Source organism: Pseudoalteromonas sp. J2K-J979, assembly GCF_058169715.2.
This window is the reverse complement of the sequence record NZ_CM200282.1, coordinates 667,431-683,122: the sequence shown is the minus strand read 5'-3', so window position 1 is coordinate 683,122 and position 15,692 is coordinate 667,431. Positions and strand designations below refer to the sequence as shown.

Genomic DNA, 15,692 nt, shown 5'->3' with positions numbered 1-15,692 from the left:
CCGTTTTTAATTTTGTTGGTTTCAATCACAGACATTACATGGTTCACATGAAAGCCGTGTTTGAAATATCTTTATGGTTACTATCTCTCATGTTAGTAATGGTAATAGCGGTTGATAAAGTGATGGCTCGGTTTATGGTCCTATCTAAAAAAAGGGTTTTGATCCAATAGTGCGCATTTTACTTCGAGCATTATATTTATTTCCCTCGAACAGCTGATCAACTTCAACCAAGGTATCAAAAATAGTGATGTGCGTGAAGTAAGCAGAATCTAACCAGTTAATTTATATCTGAAATATTAATATTCGATAGCAGTGTTTAATATTGTCAAACCGCAATCGATTGACTACATTTTAGAGCAGGAAAATTAACGCTGGGTACTGAAAAAGTGGTCAGTAACAAGGATGATGTTTTTATGTATGTCGATAAAAAAAGTAACGTCAATATTGCTTTTGGCCAAGCGTCTCACCCTTGGATCAGTCAAATTCCGGAGTTAGCTTATAGCCTAAATGGCGAGCTGCTCGTCACTCCACCCAGTGCCGATCCAGTCAAAGTCTATCAGCAGCAAAATCAGTATTTTTATCATCAATTAAATGCGCTCAATGATTTGTCAATGCAGTTGCCTGCTATGGGATTACAACAAGAGCAAACAGCTACTCAACAGCAGCTATTAGCCTACCTAGCACAACAAAAAACACATTTTTTAGGTTATCAAATAGTGGTGAACACTGACTATAGTGATGTGTTTCCTGCAATGAATACCATGGTGAATAACTTGGGTGATCCTTTCACTAATGGTTTCTTTACTCTCAATAGCAAAGCCGCAGAGCGAGCGGTGTTGGATTTTTATGCCTCGGTGTGGCGGGCTGATTGGCCATCACAGCGCTCAGGTCACCCAGAAAGTTATTGGGGGTATGTCATGAGTATGGGCAGTACGGAAGGCAATTTATATGCGATATTAAATGCGCGAGATTACTTGTCGGGTTATCGTTTAGTGGTAGATCAGCATGATCATCATTTAGTGAAATCAACCAAACGAAAAAGTAACCCCAATTATTATACGCCAATCGCATTTTTCTCTGATGATACGCATTATTCAATTTCCAAAGCAATTCATGCGATGAATGTGGCTTCATTTTACGATGTAGGATCTGAGCTGTATCCTCACGAGTGCCCGCTTGGGGGTCCGTGGCCGCGGCATGTGCCATCGGAGCAGCCAGTTGAGTTGGGGACCGGGCAACTAGGCTCAGGTCGGATAGATATTGATAAACTGACTCTACTAGTAGAGTTTTTTGCGAAAAAAGAACACCCAATCCTGATCGTCTTAAACTATGGCACCACGTTTAAAGGGGCGTATGATGATATTCCAGGTGTTTACAAAGCACTTAAAGATATCTTTATCAGGTATGGTTTGGTAAATCGAGAAGTGTGCTTTGGTGATAACTCTGGTGATGTTGATATTCGCCAAGGTTATTGGATTCATGTTGATGGTGCACTAGGAGCTTCTTTCATGCCATTTATTAATATGGCGATGAAGTCGGGGGCGCTTAATCAGGATAATTTTGCAGAATATGGGGCGAAATTTCCTGAGTTTGATTTTAACTTGCCCTATATCAGCTCGATTGTCACCAGTGGCCATAAATTTTTAGGTGCGCCGACACCGTGTGGTATTTATATGAGTAAGCAAAAGTATTTGGCTACCATGAATAACCCTGACTACACAGGTGCGGCAGACTCAACACTCGCCGGGTCTCGAAATGGGTTGGCGGCATTAACACTTTGGTCTTTACTGGGCAAAGCGGGATACGCGCAATTACAGTCTCGAGCGGTTAAGTCGCTTACTATGGCGATTGCATTGCATCAAAAAATGACCGAGTTAGCACAGATGATCCGCCAGCGTGATGGCATTGATATTTGGTTACACCGTTCACAGTTTTCCTTATGTTTGGTGTTTCGTCGCACCAATGCTGCTATTAGTTTTAAATATTCATTATGCGAAGCACAAGAGCAAGTGATGGTTGGATCTGAAAGGGTCAATCGGCATTATGTGCATTTGTACTGTTTGTGGGATAGACAAAGTAGTACGTTAGAAGCGTTTTTACATGATATTTCTCAACCAGAAGCGTTTGATTTGCAAGCTGAAAAAGGCGTTAAACAAAGCGATTAGAGTAAAGGAACAACCTTAAAAGCAGTGGTTTCACTCTTTTTAAGGTTGCCAACAGACGCGGTTTCGTCCTTGGGCTTTTGCTTGATATAAAAATTGATCGACCTGTTTTACAAATCCTTCATGACTGATTTCGTCTTGGGGTGTGATCGTGGCTCCTCCTATGCTGATAGTGATGTAATGGGAAATGGCTGAAGAGCAATGTGCTAACTCCAATTGCTCGACTGACAAACAAATCTCAGTCATGATGCGCTGCGCATCATCTCGCTGGGTGTCAGGTAAAACAACAACAAATTCTTCTCCGCCATAGCGGGCAATGATGTCATGGGGACGTTTTAGTTGCTGTTTAATATGTTGTGCCACCATTTTTAGGGCATCATCTCCGCTTAAATGGCCATATTCATCATTGTAGCTTTTGAAAAAATCGATATCGATAAGCGCAACTGAAACGGGTTTTTCATCACGACGACAAGCATTCCAAACTTTGCGAATATCAAGTTCGTAAAAACGACGGTTATAAATTTCAGTGAGGCTATCAACCAACGCCAGCTTTTCGAGTAGCTTCTTATTGCGTTGTTCGCGTAAAACATTTTTGACTCGCGCTTTTACAATTGCAGGATGAAAAGGTTTGCTGATGTAGTCAACAGCTCCCAGATCTAAGCCATATTTTTCATCATCGGCGGAAATTTTAGCTGAAATGAAAATAACTGGAATATGCATGGTGCGCTCATCGCTTTTGAGAGAGCGGATCACCTGGTGGCCACTGATCCCAGGCATCATTACATCCAGTAAAATTAAATCGGGAATGTGTTTTAGAGCAAGACTGAGTCCTTGAGCGCCATCTTTTGCCAAAATAATTTTTCTTTGTGGCATCAATAATTCAGAGAGCAAAGTGCGATTGTCTTTGGCATCATCAATGATCAAAATAGTCTCAGGATCGTTGTCCATTAAAGAAAAAGGGTCTTTGGTATCATCGATTGTGAGACTGGACTCAGCCTGCATTTCTAAATGATTATGGTCAGAGCGTGGTTGATGCGAGTTATCCATATTTATACCCCATATTCCTTCATTTTACTGGTTAGTTCTTGTAGGTGCAGACTGGCAGCTTGATAGTCAATTTCTTGAATATTAGCTGAAATTTTATCAATCACATCCTGATGTTCAGCACCAAGGCTGGTATTTTTTAACTTTTCTATCAAATGCTCTGCGGCGGCATCATCATCGTCTAAAAAGTGATTTAGTTGGGAAATGATTTGTTGAATATCTTGCTGGTTATCTACTGTTTTTGGGGCGGGATTGAATTTAGAATTCCGATCTGGCAAAGAAGTCAAAACATCAATGGCATGATTAAACTGTTTACAAAACTCTGCGAGCGTTGCGTTAAATTGTGCAAAGTCACACTCATTGGTGGCTTCTATAAGCGATAAACTTTGTTGCTCTAATTGAGCTGCTTGGTCACTGAGTGTGAGCTCACCTAAGCTGGCTGCCGATGATTTAACTGTGTGGAAAAAACGATGTAAAGATTCATAGTCATGAATTTTGAGCAGGCTATCTATTTGCTGTGCGAAGTACTGGTACTCGTTGTGAAACATCGTCAGCATTTTAAGGTAGAGATCGATTTTGTTTTGATGTTTTTCGAGACCAAATTGCGTATCAAAGCCAGATAATTGGATGGGACAGATATTGTTAGATTGTGTTGATGTATCAGAGCAAACCGTTTCATTGTAAGGAGAAAATTCTATCGGAGCATCGGCACTTAAAGGATTTAGCGTGGCGCTGGCATCAATCCAGCGAGTAATAGTTAAATAAAGGAGTTGATGATCTATGGGTTTATTCAAATGGTCATTCATGCCAGCATCTAAGCTGCGTTTATAGTCATCAGGAGATGCGTGCGCGGTCATAGCAATGATGGGCAAGTGAGCCAAATTGGCATTTTTTCTGATTTCTGCAGTGGCACTTAATCCATCCATTATAGGCATTTGCACATCCATCAGGACTAAATCAAAGGCTTGTTGCATCACTTTTTCTAGTGCTTCAAGCCCATTATTTGCAGTGGTGACGACAATCCCTACGTCACTCAAAAATTCAGTCGCGACCTCACGATTTAAAATACTGTCATCGACGATCAATACTTGTTTGCCTCTTAAAGCGCTTAAATCTAGATTAGATTTTAAGTTAAGCTCGCGTTTTTCAAGCGCTGTGCTGGGTGCCTTTTCTTGAAAGAAAATTTCCATCAGCGAATCATGGATAGAAGAAGCGTCTACGGGCTTGGCAATGATTTTTTTGATATTGGCATCATGTGCATCAGATTCAAACTTGTCGACATCATAGGCCGTAACCATCAGCATCGCAGCGGGTAAGGTGATTTTTGGATTACTGGCGATGCGCACTGCGGTCTCAACACCATTCAGACCGGGTATATTCCAGTCTAAGAAAACGGCATCATAGGGGGTATTTTTCTGACTGGCTTTTTCTAATTCATCGAGAGCGGCATAGCCATCAGCGACTCGGGTCACTTGCAGACTCAATGAATCGAGAATATCAGCGAGTACTTCACGGGCCATCGCGTTATCATCGACGATGAGGGCGCGTTTGCCTTTAAGTCGGCTTTGTTTTGGCCAAACGTGGATGGGATCATCTTCATTGATGGTTAATTTACAGGTGAAATGAAACTGACTTCCGACATTGAGCTTGCTTTCGAGCCAAATTCGCCCGCCCATCAATTCAGTCAGCTGACGGCAAATCGCTAAGCCTAATCCGCTACCTCCATATTTTCGGGTTATGCTGGAGTCCATTTGAATAAAAGGTGAAAAAAGTTGGTCGATTCGCTCCTGATCTATGCCAATGCCAGTATCAATTACACTAAAACGTAAAGTGTGCTGTTGACCTTGTTGAGCGAGCAGTTTTACACGAATTATGACTTCGCCTTGTTCGGTAAATTTTACGGCATTACTTGCAAGATTGATCAGTATTTGCCCTAGGCGGATTGGGTCACCAACCCATAAAAAAGGCACTTTTTTATCGATATCGAGTAATAATTCAACCCCTTTACATTGCGCTTTATACGCACTGATATTGGTGACTCTGCGTAAGACATCCCGTAAATCAAAAGACACGTAATCTAGAGTTAGTTTATTGGCTTCGATTTTTGAGTAATCTAAAACATCATTGAGGGTATTGAGTAATACATCTGATGAAGACAGCACTTTCTCCATAAAGTCACGCTGACGTTTGTTAAGCTTAGTTTTGAGCATCAATTGGCTTAAGCCAATGATGGCATTCATTGGCGTGCGTACTTCGTGGCTCATGTGGGCAAGAAAATTAGACTTGGCTTTACTGGCAGACTCCGCCTTTTTACGCGATTCGACTAACTCTGTCGTTCGCTCTGCGACTTTGTGCTCTAAGGTATTGTGATAGTCAAACAGACGGGTCGCCATTTCTTTAAATGCATTGGCTAAGATCCCAACTTCATCTTTGCGATCATTGGGTAACTTAATGAGGCCATTGGCCACGAGCTGATAATTTGCCTTACCAATCTCGGCAGAGGCTTCGCCGAGCATTTTAAGAGGCCGCACAACTTTATTGAGTGTCACGACATATAACATCAGCATTTCGACTATGAGCGACACTAAGCCAATAATAAGAACAAATCTTGCCGTGGAGCGCGCCGCTTGCATGACTAAATCTTCAGGATACACAGTGACTAATAACCACTGCGGGCCTTTTATGGGGCCAATGGCTAGCCAAGCTTGCAGTGATTCATTGAAAATAATGGTATTTTCACCCTTAAACTCTTGCTGTATCGCTTTGATTGCTTCACCTAATGCTCCGGTGGGATTAAGTTTGGACGCGTAGTCAGTTGGGCTGTTTTTTAAGGTGGTTTCGATATCGGGGTGAGCAATTAATTGGCCTTTTTGGTTTACCATAAAATTGTACGCACCCTCTAAATTTTCATGAATGATCCGTTCGAGTAAGTCTTTTAATAAAATATCATGGCCAATATTGATCAGGTTTTCGCCATTCAAGTCGACAGGCGTTTCTAAGGAAACCATCCAATCTTTTGCCGTTGAGTCATAATATAAATCTGTCCAAACAGGGATGCGTTCAGGGTTATTTTCTGGCATAACAATACTAAACCACGGCTCTTGAGTGACTTCAAGAGAAGCTGGAGTATTAATCGCCCAAGGCAAACCTGGCCAGTAAATGATCACCACGTTTTCTGGCATGGTGATGTACACACTCTCAAAGCGATTGACCCAAGCTGGGCCGTATTGCGCCATTAAGTGATATGCGATATTTAATTTATTTCGAAATACTTGGTCATTAATTGGTGCTTGAGGGCCAACAAAACCTGTTAAGTGTTCAAGTTGATCGCCATGGTTGTAAGCTAAACCATAAAAAGCATCTGTTAATAAACGAGTGGTCCCATCGTCTTGTTTAACAAAATACTGATTAAATTCTGCGTCGCTGACATTACGGCCACTTTGATAGGCAAGGAGAAAACGTTGTTTTATTGTGTCATGATTATCGGCCGCCAATTGAAATATAGCGCTTTCTTTTTCGCTGCGCTCTTTAATGTATTTGTCTAGTGTTTCAACCACCTGCCCCTCATAAATGGTGGTGATATGCCAATAGGTAGCAGCTGACACGAGCACTACAATCAGAGTTAAACGAATAGACATTTGCAGCAACATGGCTGAGGTTAAGCGATCTCTTAATTTGATTGAATTAAAAGCTGTTTGTTGCTCGCTCTCTTTTGGGGTGCTTCCTTGCATACATTTCCTAACAGAATTTTAAAAATGCTAATTCGTCGTTGTGATGACTGAACAGTCACTTTTTATTATTCTCTCAAGTCTAGTCTACAACGTTAGTTAAACAAGAAGTGGTAATACGGTGTAATAAACAAATTTTTCAGCTGTTATTTCATTTACTGAAAATATTGTTCAAATAGTTAACCCCGTTTAATTAGGTGCTGCGTTTATAGAGATAATGTTTGTTAATTAGAGTGTATTCGCCCATGACCAAGAAAAAACTGATTATTCGAAAAGTACCCACATTGCGTATGGGTTTACTCATCGCGTTAACGTTATCTTCCATTGTTGGTTGTAACCGCGCAGACATATCTGAACCAGAAAAAGAAACCCGCCAAAATCAGCCGATAAAAGAGTTGCCTAAAGTGGCGGCAGAAAGTCCAAAAAAATCGGAGCAAGTATTGAGTGAACTGTCTGTACGCAGTTTGGAGTATCGGCACTCAGCTGATGGGCAATTGATGGCACCCGTGCAAAGTGCCCCCGCTCCTACGAGTGTACAAACGCGTAAACGAATGGCAGCTTTGTACCCTCCTATGCCAATCCCCATTCATCCAACACCGATAATGCCGCCGAATTTGACGCTGCCAGAGAATCAAGAACGTTATTTATCGTCATTGCCAAATCCTGTTAAGCAAGTAAGCGTAGAGCCTGTTTCGACTTTTTCTATTGATGTCGACACTGGCAGTTATAGCAATAGTCGGCGCTGGTTAAAAATGGGACAACGTCCGCCAAGTGATGCGATCAGAGAAGAAGCATTTATTAACTATTTTGACTATCAATATCTTGCTCCGGAATCTGCAGATTTACCATTCAACGTCCACAGTGAGGTGGCACCTGCGCCTTGGAATATACATCGCCAGCTTATGAAAATAGGGATAAAAGGGTATGAAATCGATAAATCTCAGCTAAAAGCAGCCAATTTGGTCTTTTTACTGGATGTTTCGGGCTCAATGAATTCGGTCGATAAACTGCCACTTCTCAAGCAGAGTTTAATTATGCTTACCAAACAGCTCGACAATGATGACTCGGTGGCAATCGTCGTTTATGCCGGCGCGGCGGGTGTTGTGCTCGATGCGACTGCAGGCAATGATCAAGCTGCGATCATTAATGCTCTAGATAAGCTCAGTGCTGGTGGGTCAACTAATGGGGGTCAAGGGATTGAACTGGCGTATCAAATTGCTCAAAAACAGTTTAAAGAAGGGGGCATTAATCGCGTGATTTTGGCCACTGATGGTGACTTTAATGTCGGGGTGAAATCGATTGAACAATTAAAAAGTCTCGTGGCAGAGAAACGAAAATCGGGCATAGCTTTAACGACTTTAGGCTTTGGTCAAGGTAATTACAATGATGGTTTAATGGAGCAATTGGCCAATATAGGTAATGGGCAGCATGCCTATATTGATACTATTAATGAAGCAAGAAAAGTGCTGGTAGATGAGCTTAGCAGCAGTATGCAGATCATAGCTAAAGATGTAAAAATTCAAGTAGAGTTTAATCCTCACTTGGTTGCTGAATATCGTCTGATTGGCTATCAAAATCGTCTGTTAGCAACGGAAGATTTTAATAATGATAAAGTGGATGCAGGCGAGCTTGGTGCAGGTCATACTGTAACGGCGTTGTATGAAATTACACTTGCCAACTCAACAGCTAAACAAATTGATGACTTACGCTATTCCGCTTCTAAGCAGTCAATGTCGAGCGCTTCAGACTTTTCAGCGCAGCACAATGAACTGGCCTTTGTAAAGTTACGCTACAAAGCGCCAAACAGTGATACCAGCAAACTAATGAGCCACGCTATTTTTGCCAAAGAAGCAAAATCGCACTTTTCGCAAGCAAGTTCAGACTTTCAGTTTGCCGCTGCCGTCGCAGGATTTGCTCAGTTATTAAAGGGTGCAAAATATACGGGGCAGTGGCAGTATCAAGCTTGTATTGAATTGGCCAAGGCAAACAAAGGCGTCGACCCCTTTGGCTACCGCAGTGAATTTGTCCAACTAGTTCGAAACGCTGACGCGTTGCAACAATAATATGATGACAGGAGCAACACACTCAATGATACATCCGCAATCAGACGAGGCACTGATGTTGCAGTATGGTCAAGGCGATATACAGGCGTTTGAGCAATTATATCGTCGACACAAAAACAGCGTGTTTCGTTTTTTTGCTCGTCAATGTGATGATCATCATTTGGCTGAGGAGCTCTTTCAAGAGCTGTGGAATAAAATCATCAAAGCACGCAGTGCCTATCAAGTTACGGCTAAGTTTACAACGTGGCTCTATCAATTAGCCAGACATCTACTCATAGATGCAATGCGAAGAAAAAAGGTACAAACTCAACGTGTCGCGTCGATGGTCCCAGAGGAACAGGTCAGTAATGTGATTGAATTGGTCGCCTATGAACCTTCGAACAGTGACCGAGTCGAAACAGATCAACACGTTGAGATGCTAAAAGGTTGTCTTTCGTTATTGCCCTTGGAACAAAAAGAAGCCTTTTTACTCAGGCATGAAGCGCAACTGAGTGTCAGTGAAATTGCACAGATCATTGGCGAATTACCTGAGGGTGTAAAAAGCCGTATTCGCTATGCAATGAGTAAATTGAAGCGTTGTTTGGTCAATAAATTAGGAGCGGATTATGGGCAATAAACTAACGGATGACGCAGTCACCGCTTTGTATCGGCAAGGTGCAACACAAATGCCTTCACCTGAATTGGATCAGGCTATTTTACGCCAAGCTAAAGCTGCACTTAAAACGGCTCCAGCCGAACAAGGAACGGCTTCGTTTTTAAAAACACTGTCTCGTTCTTGGTTTACCCCCGTATCGGCTGTGGCATCGATGGTTTTCGTTGCTTTACTCTATTGGCAAAACACTCCGGTATTTCACCAAGAGCCACACGTCGCCGATGAAGCCCCTTCTCAGATATTGCCTCAAATCAACGAAGCCTTAGATGAGGCCGGACAAATCAAGCAGAGCAAACCAACTTTAGAAACCCTTCAACTTGAAGCGCCACTTCGAGAACTCAATGAGCCATTACGGCTAAAAAAAGAGCAGGCAGTGCGCCCTGTATCGCGCGCCCGAGCGCTTCAAGAAGAAAAAATCCAAGATATTAAAACACTTGAGCTTTCAGCTAAAGATGCAGATTCTCTTGCTGAAGTGGATACGCTGTTGGCTGAAAATAAGCCAATACAGGCAGCTGAACGCTTAAAAGCCTTGCTTAAAGAAGCCCCATATTTAAACGCGCATTTGTCAGTGCAGCATCGGCAGCTCCTCGACGAAGAAAAGAGGCCTTAGGCCTAATGCCAGTCAGTTAAGCTGACTGGCATTTTTCTTTTTATTAGGATACTTCGATGGCTTCGGTTTTATGCACCGTGGGTATCGCCTATCTTCCCTCCTTGCGGGCAATCTGAATAGGGCGAGAGTTTTAAGTAAATGTTCCCAATGCATGGGAATATTCCCAGGGCTCATAATTGATATTGAGGAGAAGTATTGGATTACTGCCATAGAGCAGCTCGAAAAACTCAGCTCGTTAGGCCATAACCCTTGAGGCGTTGCAGCCATCGTCATCAGCCGTCGAATTAAATTGTACGCTAAAAGTACGCCCCATATTTCTTGTCTAACCATGTCAGGGCGTTTACTTCTCAAGTGGTATGAACTATCTAGCATCGTTTGTTTTATTTCTCGATAACCAAGTTCGATTTCCCATCTATGGCAATATAAATCTACGATTTCACTATTTGGGAAACGCAACCTATCTGTCATAGAGGTTAATATTCGATAGGTCTTACCCTTGATAGTTTTACTCACTAGTCTCGCTTCAATAACCTCTGGTACATCCGAGAAATTCTTTTGGGCATGCTTAGTAGTTTGAAGCGAAATAAGTTGGTCGTTTTTACCAGCAGTTGAGATAACCTCATATTGTAAATCTGACCGTGCGGGAATCAACCAGTGTCTTTCTTCACCAGCCTGGTGCCATCGGTTTAACAGGCCAAGCGAATAATACCCCTTATCGAACATCGTTACTGAGTGGTTTGGCGTTCTATCGATTAGGCGCTCAGCAAGCTTCATTTCATTGGTTTTATAATTATCAAATTCACTCGTAATAAGCTGGTGGCTGGTAAGTTCCATATGACAAACCATTCGAATTTGTGGAAAGCCCGTGTCACCATATTGATTGTTGGCTGATGAAAAAGCCTCTCGGTTTTCTGGTGAGTCATGTGTTCGCCAAACAACGCCATCAACAGCCAATAAATTCAAGCCACACCACGTTTCAAACTCTTCCTCATGGTACATAGCTTTGGCAGCTTTATTAAATACTTGTTTAACCGATTCTTCACCTAACCGCTGACGCGCCTGAACCATCGCGCTAGGTGCAACTAACTGATTTTTTCCTGGTAGCATAATGTCTAATTTAGTTGCTATATTCCAGACAGATTCTTTACGAAACAATGCCATACCAATGACTGACCACAGCACAGCTTCTAATGGCAACCGACGCTTTCTAAGTGTAGCTATGCCTGCTTGTTGGAAGCCTTGCTCGATTATTTCTGGCGATAGTATTTCATTTAGTTTTTCAAATGTATGGTAGCGAGTGCTTTCTTCAAAAGTTGTATGCAGAGCTTGTTCTATATTCACAAAAAAATCCGTAATCAGTTACCTGATTACGGATTTTGCATGATCATTTTGATCGGTCAACCGATCTGTTACTTAACTGATCGGCATTAGCCTTAGGCCTCTTTGATGCGAGCTTGGTTAAGGTTTCGGACGCACAGTCTGCTCAAAGCGTGCAGCTAAACTTTGACCTGTTTGCGTTTCAAATAGCGCGACATCTTTTGCAAGATAAAGTAAGCGTTCATCCGGTGTTGGGTGAGTTTGATATAACAAAGCTAAAGCAGAATCATCAGGTGCGATTGCCGAAAGGCGCTGTAAATTAGCTAACATGGCAAATGGATCATAGCCAGCTTTGACTAACAAAGTTAGTGCTTGTTGATCGGCCGAAAACTCATCATCTCGACTGAGACCTTGGGTATAAAGTTCATGGGCGGACTCAGTAATTGTTTGAGCCCATTGCCGATATTGTTGTTCAGATGAAGAAGCACCAGTATTACTTTGATAGGCTTGAGCAGAAACAAACGCTGTGTCGGTTAACGCATTTCGCAAGGCATGATCTTGCAAGTGTTTGAGATGATGCATAGCCGTAACATGGATGATTTCGTGGGCTAATACCGCTGCCAATTCAGCTTCATCATTGAGTTCTGTCAACATCGCGGTGGTGATAAACACATAGCCACCTGGAGCGGCAAAGGCATTTATCGCACTGGAATTAATGACGCCAAACCGCCAAGGCAGGTGAGGACGCTCTGAATGACTGGCGAGTAATGTTCCGATTTGATTAACGTAAATATTCAGATCGCGATTGTCAGATAGGGGACGCGTGCCGAGTAATGCGGCGGCCATATTTTTGCCCAATTGAATTTCTTGAGGTTCATCAATCTGGTGAGCATCCCACAGTGCCGTGCCGCTATTAACTAACGCGCCAACATCAAGGCTGCCAATCTTAAGTCCTGTTGCATTACAGCCGTTCAGCATTAGGCAAGCAACGAACAGTGTCAACGGGAGTGAGTGTTTCATGGTTTAGCACCTTTTAATTGGCCTTGTTTAACAAAAGCGTGTTGCTGCGCTGAAGTAATAACGAATCCATCAAGCAGTAACACTGCACTTGGATTGGGCACTGCATTACTGAGCGATTCGGCATCAAACCCTCTGATCCCGGTGGATTCTGTGGAGCGCACCCCTGATACGGATTGTAATAATTGTCCGAGCCCAACTTCACCCGCTCGTTTTGGGCTGGTGGCAAATCGCACATTGAGCATTTTGACCCAGCCGTTGAGCGAGGTTTGTTGGGATACGTGGTACCACGCTCGTTGGCGTTGCAATATGGTAATAGGTGTGTCTGCGGGTAGGTGGCTGATTACTGGGCTGCTAATCGTGGCTGCTTGATGAACCGGGGTCTCTTTGACTGTGTCCCCTTGTTGCATCTGCGCCACAAGGGGGAAGCTGAATAGGTACAAACAGGCAGCCACTAAGGGGATTCTGAGCATGGTAAACTCCTAATAGGTGTATAGAGTTTGACAGTTTCATGTCGACCTTTGACGCTAAATTCGCCTTGATATTCAAAGGTAAATTCACTGCGGGCTAACATCATGATCTGCTCGGACACTAAAATCCGATTGTGATCTTTGGTGAGCCCTTCGATGCGACTGGCCAAATTGACATTGTCACCAAGCACAGTATAGTCAACGCGCTGCTCAGTGCCGATAAATCCTACAATTGCGTCACCACAATGAATGCCAATACCAATTTCAAGTTGTTGAAAAGCAGCAGGCTGTGACGCTCGAAATGCCAATAAATTACGTTCCATGGCGAGTGCGGTATGCACGGCATGAATCGCATGCCGAGGATCATCCACCGGTGCGCCCCAAAAAGCCATCACACAGTCGCCAATAAATTTATCGAGCGTACCATGTTGTTCGAAAATGACATTTACCTGAGACTTAAAGTATTGATTGAGCAAATTTAATATTGTGTTAGCGTCATGCATTTCTGATAACGTCGTAAAGTTACGTATATCCGAAAACAAAATACTAACCTGCTTTTTTTGATTTAATTGCTCAGTATTAAATTTTCCCTCATCTAATAATTGTTTCACCACATTCGGATCTAAAAACCGCCCAAATAATAGCTGTGCTTTTGCCCGGCTGAGGTATTCCATGTATCCAAATACCACACAGAATAAAATTAAGGTCAGTAAGGTGTGAGCCATTACAGTGCCACTTGCCACATAGATACTGAGTTTGAGTAGCCACAAGGAGGTGTAAAAGCCTAACGTCAAAATCAGACTCACCAATAGGCAAGCACGAATTATTTGCTGTGAATAGGTCGTACAATACCCATAAATGAGCGCCATCATAAAGATGAAGCACACACATAATGCATTAATCCAAAGCCCAGAAATAGATTGGTAATAATGTTGATGCAAAATATTATCGAGCACAGTGGCTAAAATATAAATACCCGGTAAGTTATCATTGACGGCCACATGGCGGGCATCGTATAAGCCAGCTGATGTTGTGCCAATCAGAATTGTTTTACCACTAAATTGCTGCAAATAAGCATCATTTTGTTCAGAAATTGCTTGATAAACTGCACTGTAATGGAATGTTTTGTAGGGCGTATTCTGATTGCCTCGCCACTGTAAACGGAGCGTTTTTTCTGACGGTAACTCGACGTTGAGATAGGTTAAAATAGCCGCAGGCAACGACGTGATTTGCCAATTGCTGAGTGGATGAATCAATGCGTAATGGCGGGCGACACCATCGCTATCTTTTAATAAATTGATTGCACCTAAGCGTTGTTTGCTCACGTCAAAATGGGTAGGCCACAATAACGTATGATTTGGTGAATGAGCTGAAGGCTGAGTCGCAAATAGCGGTAAATTGGCTGTCAGTTCGTGTAAAGGTTTATCTAAAGGGCTTTGACTTTGCAAAGCCAAAATCGGTAAAAACACATGTGGGCTGTGTTGCAATACTTCATAAAAGTAGTGATCGTCATCAGGGCGATAAATATCAGGCTCAATAAATAAAATATCAAATGCAATGGCTTGAACAGCGTAAGGTTGTAGTCCTTCTATCAGTTCCGCATGGACACTTCTTGGCCAAACCCAACGCCCAGCAATGGGGGTCATGGCATTTAAACTCAGGTCATCAATCGCAATGACCACAATGTCCTCGTCACTTTTTAACTCTGATTGAATTAAGGTGCTTTGCCAATCAAACAACGCGTTATCGAGGGCACTAAACCAGTTAAAATACACACTTAACGAACTCAGAAGACACAAAGTGGCACTAAGAGACATAATGACGAGTCGTTTTTGTTGATGAGATTTCATGAGTGCTCTAGCTAAGATCTTTGTCGTTAAGTGTAGGCGTCAACGGTGCAAAATGTGTTGATATCAGAACAGCTAACTTACATTCACTAACAATTGCCTACAGATTACTGACAGTTTAAATCAGCAACAAAGCTTACACTGCCTGCGAGAACTTTTTACCGTAACTAGGGATGATGAACATGTTTAAAAGAACGTTGATTAGCACAGCATTGTTAATGCTGTCTGGTGCAAGCGCACATGCAAAAATGGAAAACAAAACCCCGCATAGTTTAGGCGGGACTGTGTCCGTCGGTGCAGCAGAATATAAAGGCTCGAACAAGGATGGCGATGGTGTGGTGGCGGTTTATGGTTTTTATCGTTATCAATTTATGCCTGAGCTGGCGCTTGAAGCAGGGATAAAAGCAGGCATGGAGGCAGATGATTGGGAATGCGACCGAATCAATGACCATCGTTATGAATGTAACCAAAATAATGAGTTGCTGTTTAACTTAAATGCCAACCAACTCGATTATCAAAACTATGCACTTTCTGTGCGAGGCCAATACCCGCTGAGTGAGCGCAATAGTATTTTTGTTCGTATTGGTGGGCACTTCTATGATTATGAAATTGCCAAATCAGGGGTAAAAGTTGCGTCACAAGACGGCATAGGCCTGATTTCACAAGCTGGCTGGCAGTACCAATGGGATTCGGGCTTAGCCTTACAAGTGAGCTACGAATACACTGGGATGGGCGATTTAGAGACATTTACGCTTTCATCCGGGGTTGCGTATCGATTTTAA

Annotated in this window: 11 protein-coding genes; 5 read left to right on the top strand and 6 right to left on the bottom strand. The window is 42.6% G+C overall.

The genetic code is table 11. The annotated features are described in order from the left end of the window. Window positions 1-413: 413 nt before the first annotated feature. On the top strand, window positions 414-2,165 hold the full coding sequence (locus AC3KVK_RS19540) for a pyridoxal-dependent decarboxylase (RefSeq protein WP_490313378.1): 1,752 nt from the start codon (window positions 414-416) through the stop codon (window positions 2,163-2,165). Between the two features lie 39 nt (window positions 2,166-2,204). On the opposite strand, the gene AC3KVK_RS19535 is transcribed toward AC3KVK_RS19540, so the two are convergent. Further along, entirely contained in the window at window positions 2,205-3,209 is a 1,005-nt protein-coding gene (locus AC3KVK_RS19535) for a GGDEF domain-containing response regulator (RefSeq protein WP_490313379.1), read from the bottom strand. 2 nt (window positions 3,210-3,211) lie between these two features. Continuing rightward, window positions 3,212-6,937 carry a response regulator gene (locus tag AC3KVK_RS19530; protein WP_490313380.1) on the bottom strand — a complete coding sequence of 1,242 codons (3,726 nt, stop codon included), beginning with the start codon at window positions 6,935-6,937 and terminating at the stop codon, window positions 3,212-3,214. Between the two features lie 242 nt (window positions 6,938-7,179). Here AC3KVK_RS19530 and AC3KVK_RS19525 point away from each other — a divergent pair, with 242 nt between their 5' ends. From AC3KVK_RS19525 to AC3KVK_RS19515, 3 genes are read left to right on the top strand one after another with little or no spacing between them, the layout of a single operon-like run. Beyond that, complete coding sequence (locus AC3KVK_RS19525) at window positions 7,180-8,997, top strand: vWA domain-containing protein (RefSeq protein ID WP_490313381.1); 1,818 nt, start codon at window positions 7,180-7,182, stop codon at window positions 8,995-8,997. A gap of 25 nt (window positions 8,998-9,022) precedes the next feature. Further along, window positions 9,023-9,613, top strand: coding sequence for a sigma-70 family RNA polymerase sigma factor (locus tag AC3KVK_RS19520; protein ID WP_490313382.1), 591 nt, complete (start codon window positions 9,023-9,025; stop codon window positions 9,611-9,613). After that, window positions 9,603-10,259: a hypothetical protein gene (locus AC3KVK_RS19515; protein WP_490313383.1), complete on the top strand. Its 657-nt coding sequence runs from the start codon at window positions 9,603-9,605 to the stop codon at window positions 10,257-10,259. The genes AC3KVK_RS19520 and AC3KVK_RS19515 overlap by 11 nt, the downstream gene beginning before the upstream one ends. Before the next feature lie 12 nt (window positions 10,260-10,271). On the opposite strand, the gene AC3KVK_RS19510 is transcribed toward AC3KVK_RS19515, so the two are convergent. The 4 genes from AC3KVK_RS19510 to AC3KVK_RS19495 form a co-directional block, all read right to left on the bottom strand. Beyond that, window positions 10,272-11,600, bottom strand: a complete 1,329-nt coding sequence (locus AC3KVK_RS19510; RefSeq protein WP_518526949.1) for an IS4 family transposase — start codon at window positions 11,598-11,600, stop codon at window positions 10,272-10,274. A gap of 117 nt (window positions 11,601-11,717) precedes the next feature. Further along, window positions 11,718-12,596 carry a M48 family metalloprotease gene (locus tag AC3KVK_RS19505; protein ID WP_490313567.1) on the bottom strand — a complete coding sequence of 293 codons (879 nt, stop codon included), beginning with the start codon at window positions 12,594-12,596 and terminating at the stop codon, window positions 11,718-11,720. Beyond that, complete coding sequence (locus AC3KVK_RS19500) at window positions 12,593-13,066, bottom strand: SH3 domain-containing protein (RefSeq protein ID WP_490313566.1); 474 nt, start codon at window positions 13,064-13,066, stop codon at window positions 12,593-12,595. Before AC3KVK_RS19500 ends, AC3KVK_RS19505 begins: the two co-directional genes overlap by 4 nt. Continuing rightward, a complete protein-coding gene (locus tag AC3KVK_RS19495; RefSeq protein ID WP_490313565.1) occupies window positions 13,048-14,913 on the bottom strand; it encodes a CHASE2 domain-containing protein in 1,866 nt (621 codons plus the stop codon). Before AC3KVK_RS19495 ends, AC3KVK_RS19500 begins: the two co-directional genes overlap by 19 nt. Window positions 14,914-15,092: 179 nt before the next feature. On the opposite strand from AC3KVK_RS19495, the gene AC3KVK_RS19490 reads away from it, so the two are divergent. Beyond that, complete coding sequence (locus AC3KVK_RS19490) at window positions 15,093-15,692, top strand: outer membrane beta-barrel protein (RefSeq protein WP_490313564.1); 600 nt, start codon at window positions 15,093-15,095, stop codon at window positions 15,690-15,692.

Coding starts and splice junctions, on each gene's coding strand:
- AC3KVK_RS19495 (WP_490313565.1), bottom strand. CDS start 14,913: ATGAAATCTCATCAACAAAAACGACTCGTCATTATGTCTCTTAGTGCC.
- AC3KVK_RS19490 (WP_490313564.1), top strand. CDS start 15,093: ATGTTTAAAAGAACGTTGATTAGCACAGCATTGTTAATGCTGTCTGGT.
- AC3KVK_RS19500 (WP_490313566.1), bottom strand. CDS start 13,066: ATGCTCAGAATCCCCTTAGTGGCTGCCTGTTTGTACCTATTCAGCTTC.
- AC3KVK_RS19535 (WP_490313379.1), bottom strand. CDS start 3,209: ATGGATAACTCGCATCAACCACGCTCTGACCATAATCATTTAGAAATG.
- AC3KVK_RS19540 (WP_490313378.1), top strand. CDS start 414: ATGTATGTCGATAAAAAAAGTAACGTCAATATTGCTTTTGGCCAAGCG.
- AC3KVK_RS19515 (WP_490313383.1), top strand. CDS start 9,603: ATGGGCAATAAACTAACGGATGACGCAGTCACCGCTTTGTATCGGCAA.
- AC3KVK_RS19530 (WP_490313380.1), bottom strand. CDS start 6,937: ATGCAAGGAAGCACCCCAAAAGAGAGCGAGCAACAAACAGCTTTTAAT.
- AC3KVK_RS19520 (WP_490313382.1), top strand. CDS start 9,023: ATGATACATCCGCAATCAGACGAGGCACTGATGTTGCAGTATGGTCAA.
- AC3KVK_RS19505 (WP_490313567.1), bottom strand. CDS start 12,596: ATGAAACACTCACTCCCGTTGACACTGTTCGTTGCTTGCCTAATGCTG.
- AC3KVK_RS19525 (WP_490313381.1), top strand. CDS start 7,180: ATGACCAAGAAAAAACTGATTATTCGAAAAGTACCCACATTGCGTATG.